This is a genomic window from Janibacter sp. GXQ6167, from assembly GCF_041365945.1.
GTDB lineage: Bacteria > Actinomycetota > Actinomycetes > Actinomycetales > Dermatophilaceae > JBGFSK01.
Window position 1 is genome coordinate 65180 of record NZ_JBGFSK010000001.1, and the last position, 19896, is coordinate 85075.

The 19896-nt window shown below is 67.1% G+C and carries 21 protein-coding genes and 1 pseudogene; 15 read left to right on the plus strand and 7 right to left on the minus strand.

Annotation, left to right across the window (positions count from 1 at the left end; all coding sequences use genetic code 11):
* Nucleotides 1–39 precede the first annotated feature (39 nt).
* The 3 genes from AB8K43_RS00270 (at nt 40) to AB8K43_RS00280 (ending at nt 1590) form a co-directional block, all read left to right on the plus strand.
* Entirely contained in the window at nt 40–309 is a 270-nt protein-coding gene (locus AB8K43_RS00270) for a hypothetical protein (protein WP_370890207.1), read from the plus strand.
* A 198-nt stretch (nt 310–507) separates the two neighbouring features.
* Entirely contained in the window at nt 508–1002 is a 495-nt protein-coding gene (locus AB8K43_RS00275; protein ID WP_370890209.1) for a helix-turn-helix domain-containing protein, read from the plus strand.
* A 3-nt stretch (nt 1003–1005) separates the two neighbouring features.
* Nucleotides 1006–1590, plus strand: coding sequence for a PIN domain-containing protein (locus tag AB8K43_RS00280; protein WP_370890211.1), 585 nt, complete (start codon nt 1006–1008; stop codon nt 1588–1590).
* Nucleotides 1591–1675: 85 nt separating this feature from the next.
* Here AB8K43_RS00280 and AB8K43_RS00285 read toward each other — a convergent pair whose 3' ends face one another.
* Nucleotides 1676–2254: a nucleotidyltransferase family protein gene (locus tag AB8K43_RS00285; protein ID WP_370890213.1), complete on the minus strand. Its 579-nt coding sequence runs from the start codon at nt 2252–2254 to the stop codon at nt 1676–1678.
* A gap of 42 nt (nt 2255–2296) precedes the next feature.
* On the opposite strand from AB8K43_RS00285, the gene AB8K43_RS00290 reads away from it, so the two are divergent.
* Both AB8K43_RS00290 and AB8K43_RS00295 read left to right on the plus strand, forming a co-directional pair.
* A complete protein-coding gene (locus AB8K43_RS00290; RefSeq protein ID WP_370890215.1) occupies nt 2297–2677 on the plus strand; it encodes a hypothetical protein in 381 nt (126 codons plus the stop codon).
* A gap of 31 nt (nt 2678–2708) precedes the next feature.
* Nucleotides 2709–2970: pseudogene (locus tag AB8K43_RS00295) on the plus strand (ATP-binding protein); the annotation flags it as partial.
* Nucleotides 2971–3139: 169 nt separating this feature from the next.
* Here AB8K43_RS00295 and AB8K43_RS00300 read toward each other — a convergent pair.
* Nucleotides 3140–3655: a MarR family winged helix-turn-helix transcriptional regulator gene (locus AB8K43_RS00300; RefSeq protein ID WP_370890216.1), complete on the minus strand. Its 516-nt coding sequence runs from the start codon at nt 3653–3655 to the stop codon at nt 3140–3142.
* Nucleotides 3656–3696: 41 nt separating this feature from the next.
* Between AB8K43_RS00300 and AB8K43_RS00305 the strand changes: the two genes are divergently transcribed.
* The 8 genes from AB8K43_RS00305 (at nt 3697) to AB8K43_RS00340 (ending at nt 11527) form a co-directional block, all read left to right on the plus strand.
* On the plus strand, nt 3697–4566 hold the full coding sequence (locus tag AB8K43_RS00305) for an EamA family transporter (protein WP_370890217.1): 870 nt from the start codon (nt 3697–3699) through the stop codon (nt 4564–4566).
* Between the two features lie 150 nt (nt 4567–4716).
* Nucleotides 4717–5661 (plus strand): aldo/keto reductase, encoded by a 945-nt coding sequence (locus tag AB8K43_RS00310; RefSeq protein WP_370890218.1) that lies wholly within the window; start codon nt 4717–4719, stop codon nt 5659–5661.
* Between the two features lie 73 nt (nt 5662–5734).
* Nucleotides 5735–6922: a hypothetical protein gene (locus AB8K43_RS00315; RefSeq protein ID WP_370890219.1), complete on the plus strand. Its 1188-nt coding sequence runs from the start codon at nt 5735–5737 to the stop codon at nt 6920–6922.
* Nucleotides 6923–7002: 80 nt separating this feature from the next.
* Entirely contained in the window at nt 7003–8172 is a 1170-nt protein-coding gene (locus tag AB8K43_RS00320) for an SIMPL domain-containing protein (protein ID WP_370890220.1), read from the plus strand.
* A gap of 33 nt (nt 8173–8205) precedes the next feature.
* Nucleotides 8206–8688 carry an aminoacyl-tRNA deacylase gene (locus AB8K43_RS00325; RefSeq protein WP_370890221.1) on the plus strand — a complete coding sequence of 161 codons (483 nt, stop codon included), beginning with the start codon at nt 8206–8208 and terminating at the stop codon, nt 8686–8688.
* A 238-nt stretch (nt 8689–8926) separates the two neighbouring features.
* Nucleotides 8927–9769, plus strand: a complete 843-nt coding sequence (locus tag AB8K43_RS00330; protein WP_370890223.1) for a hypothetical protein — start codon at nt 8927–8929, stop codon at nt 9767–9769.
* A 117-nt stretch (nt 9770–9886) separates the two neighbouring features.
* The gene (locus tag AB8K43_RS00335; protein WP_370890225.1) at nt 9887–10516 is read left to right on the plus strand and encodes a GNAT family N-acetyltransferase; all 630 of its coding nucleotides are present in this window, start codon (nt 9887–9889) and stop codon (nt 10514–10516) included.
* Between the two features lie 162 nt (nt 10517–10678).
* On the plus strand, nt 10679–11527 hold the full coding sequence (locus tag AB8K43_RS00340) for an SDR family oxidoreductase (RefSeq protein WP_370890227.1): 849 nt from the start codon (nt 10679–10681) through the stop codon (nt 11525–11527).
* 79 nt (nt 11528–11606) lie between these two features.
* Here the strand turns inward: AB8K43_RS00340 and AB8K43_RS00345 are convergent, their stop codons facing one another.
* On the minus strand, nt 11607–12764 hold the full coding sequence (locus AB8K43_RS00345; protein WP_370890229.1) for an acyl-CoA dehydrogenase family protein: 1158 nt from the start codon (nt 12762–12764) through the stop codon (nt 11607–11609).
* Nucleotides 12765–12934: 170 nt separating this feature from the next.
* Between AB8K43_RS00345 and AB8K43_RS00350 the strand changes: the two genes are divergently transcribed.
* Nucleotides 12935–14035, plus strand: coding sequence for an AI-2E family transporter (locus AB8K43_RS00350; RefSeq protein WP_370890231.1), 1101 nt, complete (start codon nt 12935–12937; stop codon nt 14033–14035).
* A gap of 18 nt (nt 14036–14053) precedes the next feature.
* Here AB8K43_RS00350 and AB8K43_RS00355 read toward each other — a convergent pair whose 3' ends face one another.
* Together AB8K43_RS00355 and AB8K43_RS00360 are read right to left on the minus strand one after the other, a co-directional pair.
* Nucleotides 14054–15466 (minus strand): aspartate aminotransferase family protein, encoded by a 1413-nt coding sequence (locus AB8K43_RS00355; protein ID WP_370890233.1) that lies wholly within the window; start codon nt 15464–15466, stop codon nt 14054–14056.
* A 172-nt stretch (nt 15467–15638) separates the two neighbouring features.
* Nucleotides 15639–16478: a GyrI-like domain-containing protein gene (locus AB8K43_RS00360; RefSeq protein WP_370890235.1), complete on the minus strand. Its 840-nt coding sequence runs from the start codon at nt 16476–16478 to the stop codon at nt 15639–15641.
* A 427-nt stretch (nt 16479–16905) separates the two neighbouring features.
* On the opposite strand from AB8K43_RS00360, the gene AB8K43_RS00365 reads away from it, so the two are divergent.
* Complete coding sequence (locus AB8K43_RS00365) at nt 16906–17280, plus strand: hypothetical protein (RefSeq protein WP_370890237.1); 375 nt, start codon at nt 16906–16908, stop codon at nt 17278–17280.
* Nucleotides 17281–18067: 787 nt separating this feature from the next.
* Here AB8K43_RS00365 and AB8K43_RS00370 read toward each other — a convergent pair.
* Both AB8K43_RS00370 and AB8K43_RS00375 read right to left on the minus strand, forming a co-directional pair.
* Entirely contained in the window at nt 18068–18718 is a 651-nt protein-coding gene (locus AB8K43_RS00370) for a hypothetical protein (RefSeq protein WP_370890239.1), read from the minus strand.
* A gap of 100 nt (nt 18719–18818) precedes the next feature.
* Nucleotides 18819–19814, minus strand: a complete 996-nt coding sequence (locus AB8K43_RS00375) for a DUF5692 family protein (RefSeq protein ID WP_370890241.1) — start codon at nt 19812–19814, stop codon at nt 18819–18821.
* Nucleotides 19815–19896: the final 82 nt, after the last annotated feature.

The following is a 19896-nucleotide window of genomic DNA, read 5'->3' on the forward strand; positions in this document are numbered from 1 at the left end:
AGCATCCCGGGTCTGCCCCATATGCCCTTCCTGCGGCTGGTGGATCGCTGGCTTGTCATCAACCCAGGAAGCATCGGGATGCCGTACGGCCGCCCCCGCGGAAGTTGGGCACTGCTCGACAACGGCAACGTGTCACTGCGTCACACCCCCATTGACCTCGAAGCCGCAGTGGCCGCCGTCGTGAAGGGATCGAGCTACCCCGACCGTCAAGCTTGGGCTGACGAATACGTCCGCGCCGCTCACAGCGATGCCGCCGCGATCGCCGCCGTCACACCGAAGGAAGTCCGCCCAACCAGAGCAGAGCTCTAAGCCCGGGACCTGCCGGTCTCAAAATTCCCGATCGGTACGAGTCTCAAAGTCTCCTGCCACGGCTCATGAAGTCTCAGAATCACTCGCCTCGGACAGGGTGGTCGCCTGTCGCCACTGATCCCGCGCTCGCATGGAGGGGTCCTTCCTGGCGGGCCCTCTTTCCGCGTTCGTTTTGTTCGTTTTGGATATAGTCATTCCATGACGCGCACATCTGCCACGGTCGACTCTCGGACATATATGCCCGACCAGGGGCACGAGGCCGAGATCGTCGACTTCGTAGCGGCTCTCGAACGGACTGGAGGGCAGGCCCTCGAACGTCGCCCGGCGATCGTGTCTGCCGATGGAACCCAGCACGAGATACCGGAAGCCATGGTGGAGGTGCTGCGCCAAGTAGCCACCGCCCTCAGCGCTGGCATGGGTGTGAACATCGCGCCCCTTAACGCGATGCTGACAACCCAAGAGGCTGCGGATTTCCTCGGAGTCTCACGACCGACGCTGGTGCGCATCTTGGAGCGTGGCGAGATCCCCATGGAGAAGCCTGCGCGTCACCGATATGTGCGTTTGAGCGACCTACTCGCATATCAGCGACGGTCCAGGGCGGAGCGGCTACATGCGCTCGAGGAAATGGTCGAGGCGAGTGAAGAGGTTGGGCTGTACGAAGCCACCGACGGGCTCCCGCCGACGTTGCGCTAACCGATGTCGTTCCCAGTCTTCATCGACACTTGTGCTCTCTACCCAGCCGCCCTCGCAGATTTGCTCCTGAGGATCGCAGAGCGCGGCGCGTACCGACTGCACTGGTCAGCCGATGTCCTCGAGGAGCTAGAGCGCAATCTCGCGAAGATCGAGTCCGTAGGACGGGATGGAGCGCGACGGCGCGTAGGTGCGATGATTCGGGCATTCCCCGAAGCTGAGGTCACCGGTTACGAGCTCCTGATTGGAGCGATGGCCTGTGATCCCAAAGATCGCCACGTGTTGGCCGCAGCGGTGCACTCCGATTGTCAAGTCATCGTGACGTTCAACGTGCGCGACTTCCCCGACGCCAGCCTCGAGCCTCACCACCTCAGCGTGATAACGCCGGACGACTTTCTCCTGGACCAATTAGACCTGTACCCGAGTGCCGTCCTTTCGGCACTTCGAGAACAGGCGGGAGACTTGCGCCGGCCACGTCTTACCCCACTCGGACTCCTCGCATCGCTGGAGAGATCCGGGACACCACGCTTCGCCGCCGAGGTACGCAGGAAGGCCAATATCTCCCAGTGGTCAAGGGGCCACGATGAGTGACGCACTGGTGTTAAGAGACCGCAGGTAACTAATCGCCCGTCCAACCTCATCGGCACGAGCGTCCTCGCGGCGCGACGTGACGCCGTCACGGCCACGGATCGCTGGTGAGTGAAGGCCAGCGGGCACGGTAAGTCGCCACCTTCGCGTCGTATACCTCGCGCGGCGCGGTGCTTGCTTTTGGCCGGAGGTGCAGGGCGAAGAGGTCAGCAAGACCGTGCGGAGCATAGAGGCGCAACCCCCACGCATCGCGAGTGATACCGACGCAGCATGCGACGGCAGCGAAGTTGTCGATGGCATCGGTCGCGCAGGTGAATGGCTCGACCGGCACGCCGAAGGCCTCTTCGTACCAGTGGTGGACGCGTGCCTGATCACAGACCTCGATCGCCGCGGTCTGATCCGCCAGCACGTCGCGAACCTTGCTGGCGACTCGCGTCTCAGCGGACGCGCTGCAGTTCGCCCCATCGAAATAGAAGATGTCGTAGTCCTTGATGCCGTAGCCGGGGGGCCGACCGGTCAGTGCGTTCCAGACGTTCTGGAAGACCGCGCCGCCCGTGAGCCACATGTCCGGGAGTCCGAGCGAGGGGACCCGCTCGAGGATCGCCGCGCACACCGGATCCGCGAGGACCGCCGCGGTGACCATCGCCTCTTCGTCCTGATGTCGCACGCGTGCACGGTAGCCTGGGCCTCCGACCCTGGCGGGCGCCCGATGATCTGGGATCTGCCAACCGGCACCATCGACCTTGCGGCGGGTCTACCGTGGCGGGACGACGCCGAAGGGGTCTCGCTGCGGTCGTCGCGCGTCGCGCATCGCGCGGCGTGGTCATGGTGCCCGTCGGCCTCATCGCGGGACGCACCAGCGGCCAGCCTGCGATCCAAAGTGGCGATCGACTGCACCGCCGACCACTGTGTCGTCGGTGGCCGCAGCGCGGGGGAGGTGGTCGTCTGGCGGGTGATGCTTCGGGACGGGCGCCTGGACCGAGTTGACACGCCCCGGACCGTCGCCACCACGGCCGATCTGGACCGTCCGATGGTCGCCGTCTCAGCCGCGTCGCCGCAGGATGCCGTCGCGGTCGCCGAGAGCAGTTAACCTCACCGACTTCGCCGCTCTCGGGCGTGGTGCCGCGACTTGGGCAGGGTCACGCTTCGAGCGGGCAACGCCGGGGGAGCGGGAGTACCTCCGGGCGATGGCCGATGTGGCGTACGAGCAGGCGGAGAAGGGGGGATGAGCCGCTCGACGACATCGAATCCGTCGCGACCTCGGACGTCGCGACGTACCTCGGACGCAAGCCGCAGTCCCTATCACCGGCGCGTGACTCCCTTCTCAAGAAGGGCCTGACTTATAGCGGCGAGCGGGGCCGGTATCTGCGCGACCACGCCTAGGCGGCCCCTCACCCCATCTGTCGCTTGATCGCGGTCGCTCCGATCTCGGCAGCGAGGTCCCGACCCGCGTTGCCGTTCGCGGGCGGCGCGGGGTCGCTTAGCACCTGTAACAAGTCTGGCGACAAGGCTGCAAGCCCGAGCTCAACCAACAGTAAGCAGGACCGGCGGTTTAGGTACTCGAAGGTCCCTCGTGATGGCTCAACCACCGCCGCAGGATCTCTTCCAGGTGAGCTCGATCCCGCTCCGGAACCTGATCGAGGAGTCGTCGTTCGTTGGCCATGTGCTCTCCGAACGCAGCATCGATGACGCGTCGACCGTCACTCGTGAGTTCCACGTGAGTCGCGCGCCCATCGCCTGAGGAAGGGCGGGTTCGTTGGACCAGGCCTGCCGCTTCCAGTCGATCCAGGCGCTTGCTGATGCCTCCGCTGGTGACCATGGTCGAACGTGACAGCTCAGCAGGCCGAAGCGCGTATGGCTCGCCCGAGCGGCGCAGCGTGGCCAAGATGTCGAAGTCGATCTCGGCAAGGCCGTGCTTCGCGTAAACCTGCTCCAACTCGCGAGTCAGCGCGTTGGCGAGCCGATGCAATCGCCCGATGACCCCCTGAGGCGTCACGTCAACATCGGGACGCTCGCGACGCCACTGCGACTGAATCCGATCGACGTGGTCCGCGGGTAGATCGGTCATGACGGCATCATATCGCTTCCATGGAAGGTATAGTTACTTCCATGGAAGCGAAATCTCGAGGGCTGGTTACTGCGACGGGCGCGATCGCACCTGTGGTGTGGGGTACCACCTACGTGGTCACGACAGAGCTGCTTCCTTCCGGTCACCCGATGACCGCGGCGGCCGTGAGAGCGATTCCTGCCGGATTGCTGCTCATCGCTGTCACGTGCGCCTGGCCGAAAGCCTGGGGGAGACTGCTCGTGTTGTCGGCCCTGAACATCGGAGCGTTCTTCCCCCTGCTGTTTGTCGCCGCCTATCGCCTGCCCGGCGGTCTGGCTGCTGTCGTTGGGGCGGCGCAGCCGTTCGTTGTGGCCGTTGCAGCCCTTCTCCTGTTCCAGCAGCGAACCCCTTGGCAACAGCTGGCATGGGCGACTCTCGCCGTCGCGGGCGTCGCCACTGCGATCCTCACTGGCACGGTTACCCTTGACACGATCGGCATCCTCGCTGCGACAGCGGGCACGGTGGCCATGGCCCTCGGCATCACACTGACCCGCGCATGGGGTAGCACCGGCGGACTCAGCGGCCTGGCCTCCACCGGTTGGCAACTGCTCCTCGGCGGCTTGATGATTGTTCCCCTCATTCCCGTGCTCGATCACGGCCCGTTCACCCTGACCGGCCATGCGGTCGTGGGTTACGCCTGGCTCAGCCTCATCGGTGCCGCTCTCGCCTACGCCCTCTGGTTCAATGCCGCCCGCCAACTACCGGCGACCTCGACCTCCCTGCTCGCGGTCCTCTCGCCGGTCACAGCAGCCGCACTGGGGTGGGCGATCCTTCAGCAGAACTTCACTCCGATCCAGATCATCGGGTTCACCGTCGCATTGATCGCCTCGATACTTGGTCAGCGCAGACGACCATCGCGAAAAGAGCATTGAGGGTCGACGTTGACGTCGCCGCTGACGCCGCTGTTGTCGGTCCTCGAGCTCCCGCGGGGGTGCGTGCCTGAACGCCGCTTCTGGCTGACACTTAGGTGATGATCGCGATTGATGGCTGGCCGATTCGACGACGGAAGGGGTGAGCCTTCGATGACCGACGCCGCAGCGCCCATCGTGTTGGGGACGATGCACTTCGGTACCCGCACCGCCCGCGAGGATGCGTTCAAGATCCTCGATGCGTACGTCGACCACGGGGGTTCGTGGATCGACACCGCTAACGCTTACGCCTTTTGGAGTTCAGAAACGGGCTTCGGCGGGCAGAGCGAGGAAGTCATCGGAGAGTGGATCACTGCGCGTCGCAATCGAGGCGACGTGCGGTTGAGTTCCAAGGTGGGGGTAGAGCCCCTCGTCCCCGGCGGCTACCCCGATCACGTCGAAGGGTTGGGCTTCGACGCCGTGCAGGCGGCCATGCACGCAAGCCTTCGCCGCCTCAAGGTCGAGCACCTCGACATGTACTGGGCCCACAAGGAAGATCGAACTCAGAGCATCGCGGCGGTCACCGAGACGTTCGGCGGGCTGGTCACCGAAGGGCTCACCGCCCGGATCGGGCTCTCGAACCATCCCGCCTGGTACCTCGCCGCAGCCAACGCCCACGCCGCACATGGGGGATCGCCAGGCTTCAGCGCCACGCAGTTACGTGAGTCCTACCTCCACCCGCGACCCGATCTCCCCGTGGACGGGCAGGACCACCCCAACGGGATGATGACCCCGGAGACCAAGGACTATGCCGCCTACGCGGGCGTCGACCTGTGGGCCTACACCCCCTTGCTGACCGGCGCGTACGAGCACCCCGACCGCGCTCTCCCTTCGGCCTACGACCACCCGGGCACCACGGCGCGGCGAGCTGCGCTGGTGAAGGTCGCGGCCGAGTTGGGCGTCAAACCCAGCCAACTCGTCATCGCCTGGCTCCTCGCGCAGACGCCCCGCGTCATCCCGATCATCGGGGTTAGTAGCCCCGCTCAGATCATCGAAGCGCTCCAGGCCAGCCACCTCGAGGTCCCGCAGGACCTGATGCGCGATCTGAACATCGGCTAGCGCGCCCGGTTGGCCGCGCGGCGACTAGCCCAAGACGGCCTCGGCGGGCCTCACGCAGGTCTACGGTGACGAGATGACGCCGAAGGGGGTCTCGCTGCGGTCGTCGCGCGCCGCGCGGCGTGGTCGCATCACCGCGGGCGTCGTCATCGTGCTCGCCGGCCTCATCGCGGGATGCACCAGCGGCCAGCCCGCGACTCAAACCTGGGAGGAACTCGACGCCGCCGGTCCCGGGACGATCGTCACGCTCACGGGCACCTCGGGCGGCCTGCTCATCGGACGCCACGACCCGAACGCGGTGCCGCGCTCGATCCTGCAGGAGCGGCGCGGCGACGGCCAGGTCCGGTTGATCCCCCTTCGCAGCGGCAAGGACGCCTACGCGCGGGAGGCAGAGCTCCTCTCGGTGAGTGCGAACGGAGACGACGTCGTCGCGCTCGGCGGCTTCCGGGCGGGGGCTCACGGCAACGTCCGGTGGACGGTCTGGCGCGGGACAATGCGCGCCCTCGTCGAGCAGCCGCAGACCTTCGAGACCTTCGGCGGGATCGATGCCGGGATGGTGAAGGGCGCGGCGTCGTCGAGCGCCGGTCCGGTCCTCGTCGGGACGTGGCTGAACCCGACCGCGAAGGGGTATGACCTCACCACGTGGGAGCCGAAGGGCGCTCGGTGGGTCCAGCCGCGATCGGGCGCGGTGAGTGCGGCCACCGCGAAAGACCTCCCCTCTCCGGGAGCCGTCTCGGCCGCGGGCGGAAGATTTGAAGTGGCGGGCTGGGTGACACGGCTGACTGCCCCGCTGCGAGACGAGCCGGTGGTGTGGAGCGCCACCGATCCGGCCGGACCATGGCATGAGGTGCCGCTGCCCGTACCCGACGACGAACCCATCGTGCGGGCGTCGGCGATCGACTGCACGTCCGACTACTGCATCGTCGGTGGCCGCAGCGCGGGGCAAGTCGTCGTCTGGCGGCTCACGCTCCACGCCGGGCGCCCGGACCGCATCGACCCGCCCCAGACCTTCGCCACCACGGCCGACCTGGACCGTCCGATGGTCGCCGTCGCCGCCGCATCGCCGCACGATATCGTCGCCTTCGCCGAAGGGGGCACGACGCGCACCATCGTGCTCGGCGACGATTCCGCCCCCTTCGAGCATCAGGGTGAACTCGTCGCGCTCGCGACCGACGGTTCCGGACGGGTGATGCTCGCGACCCATGAGGGCTCGATGAATCACCTCCGAGCACTCACGCCGCGGACCACCGGGCCCGAGAACTGAACCCCGGAGCGTAGGACCTGGCCCGCCCCTCACCCCGAGGCCACCGCTAGCGCCCGTCACCGTCCATACGCGATGATCTCGTGTCCGTGAGGGATTACCGGTTAGCGGTCCGGCATCGGCATTCGTGGCGCTCGGTCGTGTGGGCCGGTGCGGTCTTCATTCCGTGGATCATGGTGATCGTCATGCCGGTGCGAAATGCCGACGACGCCGAGGTCTTTTACATGGCGGCGCCCGCCCTCCTCGCGTTCGCGTTCGGACTCGCTGGCTCGCACATGGGTTCGGTGCTCGATGACTGGCGCAAATCCGGTCGCGCCCACACCCCGTGGATTCAGTTGCTGCTCTCGCTGGGGTTGACGGGGGTCGCCGTAGCGCTGCATTTCACCTTGCTGGATCGCTTCCAGAGCATCCCCCGCGATGTCCTGCGCGAGCACTCCCTTCCCGACCTCACCTTCAACGCCTGGTCGTGGTTCGTCTTCCTCGGCGCGTGGCTCGCGCCGGTCCTGATCGCGCTGGTCTCTCCAGAACTCATGCGCGACCCGCACCGCGCGACCGAGCCGACAGATCACCCACCTCGAAGGGGTCGGGTCGCCCCCGGGCACGACTACCCTTCCGGCATGCGCATCACGGTTCAGGGCACGCACGAGAAAGCCCTGCCCGCCGAGCGGGGCACCATCCACGTGACCGTCAGCCACGAGGCGGATACCGCCGACGAGGCCATGGCGACCACGCAGGCGCTCGCGGCGGACCTCACCTCCGAGTTGGATCGCTTGAGCGGGAGCGGGGAGGTCAGCGAGTTCTCGGTCGGCGCGTTCGGCACCCGCTCTTGGCGCCCGACGAATGACCAGGGCGAGCTGCTCCCCCTTCGCCATCGCGCACAGGTGGGCGCACGGGCCACCTTCGGCGATTTCACCGCCCTTGGCCGCGCCGCGACGGGATGGGCAGCAACCGACGGGGTGGAGGTGGACCACATCGCGTGGGAACTCTCCGACGCGACCCGCGCTCGCCAGGAGGTCGAGGGGGTCGCCGCTGCGATCGAGCGAGCCACCACACGAGCCCAGGCGATGGCCGATGCCCTCGGGCGCGGGCCGGTCACCTGCGTGGAGGTCGCGGACCCCGGGCTGCTCGATGGGACCGGTGGCGGGCCCACCGCGATGTATGCGCGCAGCGCTTGGGACTCGGGGGAGGGCTTGGATCTACGGCCGGAGGAGATCACCGTCGAGGTGACGGTGCAGGCGGTCTTCGAGGCCTAAGCGACCTCAACCGATGACGAAGGGGGAGTGCGCGTGAGTGAGTCCGAAGCACGCGCCGAGAATGCGTTGCGCGAGAGCGGGATTGAGTACTCAATCACGCGGCACGGACCGGTCCGGTCCCTCGGCGAGGCGGCGGCAGCGCGCGGGGTGCGCCCCGCGGACATCGTCAAGACGCTGGTGGTGCGGCGCGGGGAGGGTGACTTCCTCTTCGTCCTCGTGCCCGGGGATCGAGAGATCGACTGGCCCCTGCTGCGTGCCCACCTCGGCGTGAGCCGACTCTCCATGCCGGACGCGGCCACTGCCCTGGCGGTGACCGGTTACGAGCGGGGCACCATTACCCCCTTCGGATCGACCACCGCCTGGCCGGTCGTCGCCGATGCTGACCTCCTCGAGCCGCCCGATCGCGTGGTCTCGATGGGAGCCGGGGGCCACGGCGTGGCCGCCACGGTCAACGCGCGCGCCGCCCTCGCGGCGCTCGGCGCCGACGTAGCTCGCGTCACGGCACCGCTCACCTAACGGCCCCACATCGACGACCTCAGAGCGATGGTGAAACCCGTCACGATCGCCCTTGTCGATTCGTCCCTGCCGTCAGTTGATGCTTAGGCTCGATGATTTGTGCGTTCGCCCGGTGACGGAGTGCTGAACGCTTCGACAGATCAGATGTGAGGACGTAGCAGTAATGGGGGACTCGGCTCAATTAGCCGACACGGGCCGCGGTGCAGACGGTCAGGCGGGTGGCACTGGACCGGTGCTCGTGAGCCGACGGAGCGTCGGGCACCTCGCGTGGGCGGCTCCGGTGCTCGCAGTGGGGGTAGCGGCGCCCGCGATGGCCGCCTCGCCGGGGCCGCGCTGTGGCACCACGGCGGCTCCGTGGCAGTACGTGGAGTACGGGCCGCGCTACGGCTTGGAGGCGGGCGGGACACCGACCGACCTCGCGCGGGCTGTCGAGGGGAACTCCTCAGGAACCCTCTTCGACGGCACGGCGTACGCGAGCAGCTATACCCGAATCCAGTCGACCGTCGGAGAACTGCGGTACCGGACGAATGGGGTCAACAACCCCGGCAACTACGCCCCAATGCTCGAATCGGTCGGTTCGAACTACTGGGACGGCGAACCGGAGGGCACCCTCGGCAGAGACTGGCTGGTCTACGGCCAAAACGCGGTCAGCAACGACCGCCGGCAGGCTCCCTTCGCCAGCTACTTCACCTTCATTGCGCCGACCACGATGTACAACGTCACGCTCTGGGTCGCCGACATCGACGCACAGACGGACACCTACCAGGATCAGATCTGGGTCGGTGACGGCGCGCCGAGGCCGCAAGTGACTAGGTATAACGACCCGACAGGCGCCCACCCGGGCAACACGGTCATCTCGGGGACGGGCACGCAGTCGGACCCCTGGCTGGCGGCCCCGAACATCTCGCTCGGGACCGATAGTTCACGATCCCTTTTGCGCCTGGATTGGGCGCAGTTGAACGCGGGTCAGGCGATCGCGTTGCGGTACTCGTCGAACCTCTTTGGGGTCAACACCAAGGGGCGGTGGCAGTTCGTCTACTTCAGCCCGATTCGCTACACCACGACCCCCTGCACGCCCTAGCGCCACCGCCATGGCCCCTCGCGGCGGGTTACCGGGTCCGAAGGGGGTCGGGAAGTGGTCGCGACGCACCTAGGCTGACGCCATGGCTCATGTCTCGATCTGCTGGGGTGCCGACCAGTGACCACCACACCCGGCGGCCGTCCTCTGGTCGGTGCGAACCTGCGGCTGGATCCCTTGCAGGACAGCGATGCCGAGGGGCTCTACCCCTGTTTCGCTGACCCTCGCGCCTACGCATCTGGCTTCGTGATGCACGCCCCGCCGCGCGATGTTGACGAGATGCGCGCACTCCTTCTGGCGTCTTATCTGCCGGCGAAGAGCCCCGGGCATACCCCCTTCGCCGTGCGCCTGGCGGCCGATAGCCCGCTTGGTGCCGCCGGGACGGTCGTGGGCACCAGCGCGATACACGATGTATCCGTTGCGAACGAGTCGGCACATATCGGGTCGACCTTCTACGGCCCGAAGTGGTGGGGGACCGTAGTCAATGCCGAGGCGAAGCGTCTCCTGCTCTCGCACCTTTTCGACGACTGCGGCTTCGGCCGCGTGAAGCTCCAGACCGATGCGTTGAATCTCCGCTCGCAGCAAGCGATCGAGCGGCTCGGGGCCGTGCGCGAAGGGGTGCTGCGTCGCCACAAGCGTCGAGCTGACGGGAGCTTCCGTGACACCGTGGTCTTCTCGATCCTGGCCGAGGAGTGGCCCGAGGTGAGCGTCGCGCTGGACGCCCGGATCGCGGATCAGAGGCCCCGCTAGGAGGAAGGGGGGCACGTCCCCTTCATCCAGCCGTCCGGATACCGAGTCCCCCTCGGTGTGCCGCGCTCGCCGTGATCACTGGCTACCTGGCGAGGACCTCGGCAGACTGGATCAGACCAACACCAGCGCCAACGACGGCGCGAGAAGGGGGCTGACGCAGCCATGGCTCGGACCTACCTAATCACCGGAGCAGGCTCGGGGATCGGCAAGAGGACGACGGAACTCCTCCGGGAGCAAGGCCACACGGTGGTAGGCGTCGACCTTCGCGGTGCAGAGGTCGAGGCCGACCTCAGCACCAGGCAGGGGCGCGAACGCGGGGCGCGGGAGGCGCTCGATGCGACCGGTGCGCGGGTCGACGCGGTGATCGCCTGCGCCGGATTGTCCGCGCCATCGCCGACCACGGTGGCGGTCAACTACTTCGGCGTGGTCGACTTCCTCGAGGCGATCCGCCCGGTCCTCGCGTCCGCGGAGGCACCCCGCGCGGTCGCCGTCTCGTCGATGGCGACGTTGCACCCCAACTCGTCGGAGCTCGTCGAGGCCATGCTCGCGGGCGACGAGCAGCGGGCGCTCACGATCGCCGATGGGCTCGCAGGTGACCCGCAGACCGCGAACCAGATCTATGGCTCATCGAAGCGGGCCCTGTCCCGCTGGATTCGCCGCGAGTCGATTACCGACATGTGGGCGGGCGCCGGGATCCCGCTCAATGCGGTCGCTCCGGGTGTCGTCATCACCCCGATGACCGAGGAACTGCGCGCGAGCGGCGATGGGATGGCGCTCGTCGACGCGAGCGTGCCGATGCCGCTCAACTACCACCAGAGCGCGGACTCGGTCGCGAATCTGCTCATCTGGCTGGCGTCTGAGGCCAACACCAGCACCTGCGGTCAGACGATCTACTGCGATGGTGGCGCCGAGGCCGTGTTGCGCGGCGAGGACGCGTGGGCCTGGGCCGACGAGCGGGTCCTCGCCTACTACATGGAGCACGTCGCGCCGCTGATGCAGCGCGATTCCTGAGCGGGGCATGAGACGCGCGAAGGGGGAAGGGCGCGCGCCCTTCCCCCTTCGCCTGTCGCTGAGGGGCGGAGTTTTCTTTTTAGAGCCCCATGTCCTTGCTGATGATCGACTTCATGACCTCAGAGGTGCCGCCGTAGATCCGGTTGACCCGGTTGTCGGCGTAGAGGCGCGCGATCGGGTACTCGTTCATGAAGCCGTAGCCGCCGTGGAGCTGCAGGCAGCGGTCGATGACGTCCGCGGCGACCTCGGTGCAAAAGAGCTTGGCGGAGGCCGCCTCGGCGGGAGTCAGCTCGCCCGCGTCGAGCGCCTCGATGCCGCGGTCGACGACGGCCTGCGCCGCATCCACCTTCGCCTTGCAGGCCGCGAGCTCGAACTTGGTGTTCTGGAAGGCCGCGACCGGCTGCCCGAAGACGACCCGCTGCTGGACATACTCCTTGGTGAAGTTGATCGCCGCGGCGGCCTGCGCGTACGCGCCGAGCGCGATGCCGAGACGCTCCTGCGGCAGGTTGTGGCCGAGGTAGTAAAAGCCCTTCCCCTCTTCGCCGAGCAGGTCCTCGACCGGGACGCGCACGTCGGTGAAGGACAACTCGGCGGTGTCGGAGGTCTTCAGGCCAAGCTTGTCGAGCTTGCGGCCCACGGCGTACCCGTCGGACTTGGTGTCGACGACCAGAAGGGAGATGCCAAGGCGCCGGTTTTCCTCGCTGGGCGGAGCGGTCCGCGCGCAGACGATCACCTTGTCGGCGTGGACACCGCCGGTGATGAAGGTCTTGGCACCGTTGAGGATGTAGTGCGTGCCGTCCTCGGAGAGCTTCGCGCTGGTCTTCATCCCCGCGAGGTCAGAACCCGTGCCGGGCTCGGTCATCGCGAGCGCCCACATCTCTTCACCGGTCACGAACTTCGGCAGGTAGCGCTGCTTCTGCTCCTCGGTCGCGAGCATCTTGATGTAGGGGAGGCAGAGCAGGACGTGGACGCCGGACCCGCCGAGGAGGACACCCGCGCGGGCGGTTTCCTCGGCGAGGATCGCCTCGTACTTGAAGGTGTCGAGGCCTGCGCCGCCGTACTCCTCCGGGACCTCGATGCCGAAGACGCCGAGCTCGCCCAGCTTGGCGTAGAAGTCGCGCGGCACGAGGCCGTCGTTGTACCACTGCTCGTAATGCGGGACGACCTCGGCCTTTAGGAAGTCGCGCAGCGTGGAGCGGAACGACTCGTGATCCTCATCGAAAACGGTGCGTTTCATGGTCCGCACCCTACGTGCCAGGCCAATCCGCCGCACCGGATCGCCGCGTCGCACAGGGGTTTTCGGGTGTGGCTCCGGTCACAGGAGAAGGGGGCCCGGCTCGTCGGGGATCGGCGGCGCGCGGCGAGACCTGATGGCGGAGCACCCCCTTCGGGTGGATCATGGGGCGCATGACGACCGAGCGAGGCTGGGGCACCGGGCCGATGATTCTGGTGGTCGGGGCGGCGGCCGTGCTCGTCCTCGCGGGGATGCGCGAGGTGCAGGCGCTGATCGGGCCGGTCTTCCTCGCCCTCACGCTCGTCCTCACCGCACGCCCGCTGTCGGGCTGGCTTCAGGGCAAGGGGCTGCCGCGGTGGGCGGCCACGGTCCTCACCTTGCTCGTCCTCTACGCGATCCTCGTCGCGATGCTCGTGGTCATCGGGATGTCCGCGCTGCAACTCGCGAACCGCCTCCCGCAGTACTCGTCGGCCTTCTCGTCGCTGATCAACGACGGCCTGCGCCATCTCGATCAGTGGGGGGTGAAGGCGCCGGACCTGCGCGAAGCGATCGCCGGGCTCGACATGGGGGCGGTGATCGGGTTCGCCCAATCGGTGGTCTCGGGGTTGGCCTCGGGCACGACGCTCGTCCTCTTCGTCCTGCTCGCGGTGGCCTTCCTCACGATGGACACCGCCTCGCTTTCCCATCGCACGGCGGCCCTGCGTCGGGCGCGCCCGCACCTCACCGCGGCGCTCGCAGACTTCGGATGGCGGGTCCGCACCTACTGGCTGTACTCAGCGATCTTCGGCGTGATCCTCGCGGTCGGTGACTTCATCGCGCTCACGATCATCGGCGTGCCCTTGGCTCTCAGCTGGGCCCTGCTCGCCTTCATCTGTAACTTCGTCCCGAACGTCGGGTTTGTCCTCGCCCTGATCCCCCCGACCCTGATGGCGCTGCTCGATCAGGGGCCGGGCGCCGCGATCGCGGTGATGGTGTCGTACATGCTGATCAGCTTTGTCGTCCAGACGCTGATGCTGCCGCGCTTCATGGGCGACGCGGTCGGCCTCAACACCACGACCACCTTCATGTCCCTCGTCTTTTGGACCCTTATCGTCGGGGCGCTGGGCGCGTTGCTCGCGATCCCGATGACGCTGTTCTTCAAGGCCGTGCTCATTGACTCGACCCCCAACCTGCGCTGGCTCTCCGTCTTCTTGAGCGGCGAGAAGGAAGCCGTCGATCTTGTGACGTCGGATCCAGACGACCTGGGTCAGCCCGAGCCCGCGGGCTCGGGCTGACCCAGGTGACGCGACGCGTCAGGCGCGCAGTGCCTGCGCGAGCTGCCGGAAGTCATCGACGAGGAGCGCCATGTCCTCATCGGTGTGCGCGAGCGACACGAGCCACTGCTCGTCGAGCCCGGGCGGGGTGAGGATGTTGCGGTTCACGCCCCAGAGCCAGGACAGTTCGGCGAGCCCGAAGTTTGTCGCCTTGTAGTCGCGGTAGTTGCGCACCGGGGTGGTCGACCAGGTGACGCACCCCTTCACCCCGAGGCCCACGGTCTGGGCGGGCAGTTCGTACTCGGCGATGATCGCGTCCATCGCCTCCATGGCGCGGTCGTTGATCGCTTCGGCGCCGTCGAGTGCCTCCTGGGTGCAGATCTCGTCGACCGCCTTCGCCGCCGCCATGACGAGCGGGTTGCCGTTGTAGGTGCCGAAGTGGGCCATCCGCCCGTCGACGACGACCTCCATGACCTCGCGCTTGCCGCCAAACGCCGCGAGCGGCAGTCCGCCGCCGATGCTCTTGGCGAGCGTGATGAGGTCGGGCTGGACGCCGAGGCGCTGCGCGGCGCCCGCGTACCCGGCGGTGAGGCCGGTCTTGACCTCGTCAAAGATCAGCACGACGCCATGCTCGTCGCAGGCCTTGCGGACACCGGCGAGGTAGCCCTCGTCCGGGACCACGATCGAGAGGTTTTCGATGACGGGCTCGACGACCAAGGCGGCGATCTCACTGCCGTGCTCCTGCAGGACCCGCTCGAGTTGGCCGAGGTCGTTGTAGGCGACGACATAGACGGTGCCGGCTTCGACGTCGAAGGGGACCTGCGGGGTCGGGTTGTCCGCCGGGCCGATGTCCTCGAGGTCGGGCTTGACCGACACCTGGAGGCCGTCGTACCCGCCGTGGTAGCCCCCTTCGATCTTCACGATCGCCTTGCGGCCGGTGTAGGCGCGTGCCGAGCGGATGGCGTACATGAGCGACTCGGTGCCGGAGTTGGTGAAGCGCAGCATGTCGAGGCCGAAGCGTCGCTTGAAGCGCTCGCTGACCTCGGTGGCCTGAGGCGACGGCGTGACGAAGAGGGTGCCGGTGTCGTTCAGTGCCTCGGTGACGTGTTCGACCACGACCGGGTTGAGGTGGCCGACGAGCATCGCGCCGAAGCCCATCGACAGGTCGAGCAGCTTGTTGCCGTCGACATCGGTCAGCCACGCACCGCGCGCCGACTCGATCGAGATGGGGTAGGGGTCCCAGTGCTGGAAGGAACTCGTGACGCCAAGGGGCAGGGTCTCCGCGGCCCGCTTGTTGTGCTCACCGGAACCGCTCGACCAGGTCGTGAAACGCTCCCACTCCTTAGCGAGGAGGTCCTGCACGCGGTCCGGGTCGACGGGGCGCGAACTGGCCGGCAAGTGGCGCCAGGTCCCCGGGTCGTTCGCGGGCCAAGTGCTCGTCGAGTCAGTCATGTGGTCGCCTCCTGCGGGGCCAAGGCGGGCCCGTTGCGCGTCATTGCTGTTGCTCTGCCCATCCTGGCCTATCGCTGTGGTCGTCGTCACCTCGATGGGGGCATGGTGAAGGGGGCCCGCCCGTCCCGCGATCGACGGGCGAGGCAGACCCCCTTCGTGATGGTGGCGTGGGTCAGACCGGCACGCAGACCTCGGTCACATACTCGTCGGGGTTCTGGGTGCGGCCGGGGCCGACGAGGTAGCGGTTGAACATCGGGCCGCTTGGGGTGAGGGCTCGCTCCGAGATGTACGCGGCGAGTGCGTCGCAGGTGGCGGGGATGCCGTCGAACGAGCCGTGCAGCGTCGCCACGGCCACGTGCTGTTCCGGCTGGTCTTCGGCGACGAGCGGTTGGGCGACCTCGGCGTCTGCGGCGATCGGCATCCAGACCGCCACATCGACGTCGGCCTCCTGGTATCCGTCGTCGTAGAAGGTGGCACCGCACGGCGCCGGTCCGAAGACGATGCCTTGGCGCCTGGTTTCGGCCATGAGCTGCTCCCAGGCGATCCCCTCGGACCAGTAGTTGGGGATGGTGAGGCGCAGGGCGGCGACACGCTGCGCGGGCAGGGTCGTGGTGGTGATGGTGGTCATGAGCTGTCCTTCCGAAATGCTCGAAACGAGATGGTCGAGATCGGCGATGCGGCGCTTGGTTTGCGCGGCATCGGTGAGGAGCTGATCGCGCTGCACGCCGAGTGCCCGACCCAAGGCATCGGGGTCGTGGCGAAGGGGGAGCAGGGCGGCGATGGCTGAGACCGAAAAGCCCACATCGCGCAACTGTCGGATCAGCACGGCGTCCGGGAGCTGACTCGCGTCGTACTGCCGATATCCAGTGGCGTCGTCTGTCGCAGCGGGCACGAGGACGCCGTGGGTGTCGTAGTAGCGCAGCATCCGGACCGAGAGCCGGCTGAGCGTCGAGAAGGCTCCGATACGAAGCAGTTGGTGGTCGGCCATGAGGACGACTCTGGTGCCTGACACGGTGTCAGGGTCAACCCCCTTCGGCAGGCCAGGTTCGGAGGTGGGGTGCGGAGGGTGCTGCCGTGGGCGCGTTCTGCAGGCCAGGTCCGGGGGTGGGGTGCGGAGGGTGCGAGCGTGGGCGCCTTCGGGCCAGGCTCAGGTAGGGGGTGCTGTGGGTGCGGGTCTGGGCACCCTTTGCAGGCCGGGTTCGGGGGTGGGGTGCGGAGGGTGCTTTGCTGTGCACCCCTTGCAGGCCAGGCTCAGGAAGGGGGTGCGGTGGGTGCGAGCGTGGGCACCCTTTGCAGGCCAGGCTCAGGAAGGGGGTGCGGAGGGGGTCCCCAGGTGGGTCTCAGACGCGCTGCATAAGGTGGAGGGACCGGGCCGAGATGGCCTGGAGTCGGTGCCGACGAAGAGGTGCCGACCACCCGTCGACCTCGAGGAGCACCAGGTGAGCGAGTCCCCCCAGACCCAGGCGAGCGGCGAGAGCTTCAGCGTCGATCGGATCACTCTCGGCGGCGGCGTGACCCAGTCGGATCTGCCGATGATGGAGCACACGTTGGCGCAGGCCCTCAAGCGGTTGGGGCGAGTGCGCGGCAATGTCGAGGCCGAGGTCAGCATCAAGGACCGCGATTCGGCGGACCCCAAGACCACGTTTGAGGTTTGGATCCACGGCCTCCCGCGCCTGGTCTCGACCTCGGCCGAGCCCGAGCCGCGCGACGCCTTCCATGAGGTGGGCGAGCACATGGTGCGCCAGCTCAACGAAATGAGCGAGCGACGCGAGCCGAAGAACAATCGTCAGCGCCGCGACACCATCCGCGGCTGACCGACGAGCAGCGCTATGTGACGCCGTCGCAGGTTGGAGGCGACCAACACCCTCAGGTGCAGAAGGTCAGGCCGGTGATCGACATGAACTGCGGTGCGAGCCCCTGGCCGGAGAAGTACGTCATGGACATAGTCGTGAAGGCACTCGTGCTTCGCAGAATGAAGGAAAAGGGGTCTTCGCATGTCTCGGTGACCGCAGTACCGGGCACGACGGTCCCGCTGTTGATGACGAGGACCAACTCCCCCCCACGGTGAAGTTCACGTCGTCTCGATAGGACCCGCCGCCTTCTGTCTTGTTCGCCAGCGTCATCCGGACTTCAGTGATCGGCGTGTTTACGGTGAAGGTGATCGTCTGGCTAGGCCTAACACCTCCGCTCCCTTCTTGATACAGCACGATTCCCCGCGGCAGGTCTTGGAGATCCGGAGCGCCAGTCGAAACGCCGAAACGGAAGTTGTTGCCCAGGGGCCTCCCCGCGGTGCGTGTGCTGCTCATCGTGAGCGACATCGCACCGGTGGCGGCGCCGCCCACTGGGGTCAGCGCGAAGGTGCCCGCGGCGCTCGTGCCGTTCGGGGGAAAGGTGAGGCGGAAGCATCCCTTCGGTGACGCCGCGAAGGCTGGTGCCGCGACGCCGACGGCGAGAACGGGGGTGGCCCAGGCCATGCCCTTAGCGACCTGTCGCCGCGTGATGGCACCGGGGCCGGACTGAGCAGACATCACAAAGACTGTACCGGCGATGCCCGAAGCGGCCCACAGTCGAGCCAACGCCGTGGGGAGCAGCCGCCGCGCATCAGAGGATGTTGACCGCCCGGGCGACCACGAGCCCGATGATCACCATCGACAGCAGACCCTGGAAGCCCATGAGCACCTTCGCACCCGAGCGCAGGGGCAGAGTGTCGGTCGGCGAAAACGCGGTCTGATTAGTGATGGACAGGTACAGGTAATCGACGAAGCCTGGGCGCCACGTCGGATAGTCGCTCACCGTGTCCTGGGCGAACATCCAGCCGCGGCCTTCGGCCGGACGCCCACTGGCGATCCGGGCTGCCGGACCACCGCTATCAAACTCCCAGTACCAGAGCGCGAAGACCGCGATATTGGACAGCCACACCGCGAGGCCCGCGCTGATCAGCATCGATCCACTGACCGGGCGGATGCCGTGGCCGAGGAGATGCCAGACGAGGAGCGCGGCCGACGACGCGTTGGCCACCGATAGAACCGCCGTCAGCGCGATCGTTAAGGGACGAAGGTGGGCAGCCTCTTTCGGGTGCCGAGCCGGGCCGGTCACCGCGAGGATCGCGAGGACTACTCCGGCGATGATCGAGACGATCCAGTTGGGCCCGAGTGTGAGGCCATCGGGTAACGCGAGGTAGAGCAAGACGACGACCAGCGCAGCTAACAGAGCAGGCCAGGAGGGTTCGCGCGGTGCAGGCGAAGAGGACACGAAGAGCATTCTCTCCGACGGAGCCGAATCGAAAGGGGGACCAGCCGCGCGGCTGATCCCCCTTCGTCAGGGTGCGTTGCCCAAGCTGAGGGGTGACGCCTTAGCGGTGGGCGAGGCTTCCCGTGAGCGATGAAGCGTCGTCCGGGGCCGGGAGTTCGCCGAGCCCAAGAGCCGGGCCGTTGGCGGCGGCGACCTCTTCGTAGGCGGGCAGGCCCCGGTAGATCTCCTCACGCAACGGGTTCAGTTTGTGCGTGCGGATCCGGTAGACGTGGTAGACGAGCACGGCCACGTTGATGGCGAGCGCGAGCGCCGAGACGGTGAAGAGGGCGGCCGGGTTGCGCGAGGTCTGCACCGCGAAGGCCGAGGTAGAGACGAAGGCGGGAACGCTCATCGTGAACATCATCCAAAAGGCGAGGGTCTGGGCGCGGGCCTGCATCCAGGTGCCCTTGGTGATGAAGAAGGTCGGGATCGTGCAGCTGATCAGCAGGGCGGCGCCGGCGTAGAAACTGTGGTCACCGACGCAGTTGTAGACGTACGCGAAGTTCCACACGTCGTAGGCGATGATCCACGGCCAGATCATGTCGGGCCAGATCATGTCCTGCTTGCTGTTCTTGGAGAGGCGAATGCCCATCCAGCCAGAGATCGTAACGATGTTGATCAGGCCGGCGGCGGCGTTCATCGCGTTCCACGGACCGGAGAGCATGTAAACGCCATCGACGATGCCATCGGCGTTCATCAGCCAGACCTGGAGGTCGCGGGCGACGGCCTCAAGGATGTTGATCGCGAGGATCGCGGGCGGGAACATCAGGACCCACTTATTCGCGCTCGCGCCCTTGATGAAGCGCAGCGCGAGGAAGCCGAGGCACCCGGCGAGCGCGGAGTAGACCTTCACCCAGTGGAACCAGGTGCCGGTCGAGGATCCCGCGCCGGCCGTCGTGGGCCAGACGAAGATCGTCAGGGCAATGGGCAGCACCGCGAAGAGGCCAAGCGCGACCCACTTGTTCAGCCGGGCCAACTCGTTCGCGCCGACGAGGGCTGCGAGGACGAGGAACCACATCGCGTACGAGTACCAGGGGGCGGCTTCGTAGAGAAACACGCGCTTTCACCTTCCGTGTCAGGACCGTTTCCGGGTGTCGAGTCGGAGGTCGTGACGAAGGCGGCCGGCGGCTCAGGCACGA

What these genes read in the sequence shown, in the direction of transcription:
- AB8K43_RS00275 (WP_370890209.1), top strand. Translation starts at nt 508, where the DNA reads ATGACGCGCACATCTGCCACGGTCGACTCTCGGACATATATGCCCGAC.
- AB8K43_RS00340 (WP_370890227.1), top strand. Translation starts at nt 10,679, where the DNA reads ATGGCTCGGACCTACCTAATCACCGGAGCAGGCTCGGGGATCGGCAAG.
- AB8K43_RS00310 (WP_370890218.1), top strand. Translation starts at nt 4,717, where the DNA reads ATGACCGACGCCGCAGCGCCCATCGTGTTGGGGACGATGCACTTCGGT.
- AB8K43_RS00305 (WP_370890217.1), top strand. Translation starts at nt 3,697, where the DNA reads ATGGAAGCGAAATCTCGAGGGCTGGTTACTGCGACGGGCGCGATCGCA.
- AB8K43_RS00345 (WP_370890229.1), bottom strand. Translation starts at nt 12,764, where the DNA reads ATGAAACGCACCGTTTTCGATGAGGATCACGAGTCGTTCCGCTCCACG.
- AB8K43_RS00280 (WP_370890211.1), top strand. Translation starts at nt 1,006, where the DNA reads ATGTCGTTCCCAGTCTTCATCGACACTTGTGCTCTCTACCCAGCCGCC.
- AB8K43_RS00300 (WP_370890216.1), bottom strand. Translation starts at nt 3,655, where the DNA reads ATGACCGATCTACCCGCGGACCACGTCGATCGGATTCAGTCGCAGTGG.
- AB8K43_RS00315 (WP_370890219.1), top strand. Translation starts at nt 5,735, where the DNA reads ATGACGCCGAAGGGGGTCTCGCTGCGGTCGTCGCGCGCCGCGCGGCGT.
- AB8K43_RS00290 (WP_370890215.1), top strand. Translation starts at nt 2,297, where the DNA reads ATGATCTGGGATCTGCCAACCGGCACCATCGACCTTGCGGCGGGTCTA.
- AB8K43_RS00355 (WP_370890233.1), bottom strand. Translation starts at nt 15,466, where the DNA reads ATGACTGACTCGACGAGCACTTGGCCCGCGAACGACCCGGGGACCTGG.
- AB8K43_RS00350 (WP_370890231.1), top strand. Translation starts at nt 12,935, where the DNA reads ATGACGACCGAGCGAGGCTGGGGCACCGGGCCGATGATTCTGGTGGTC.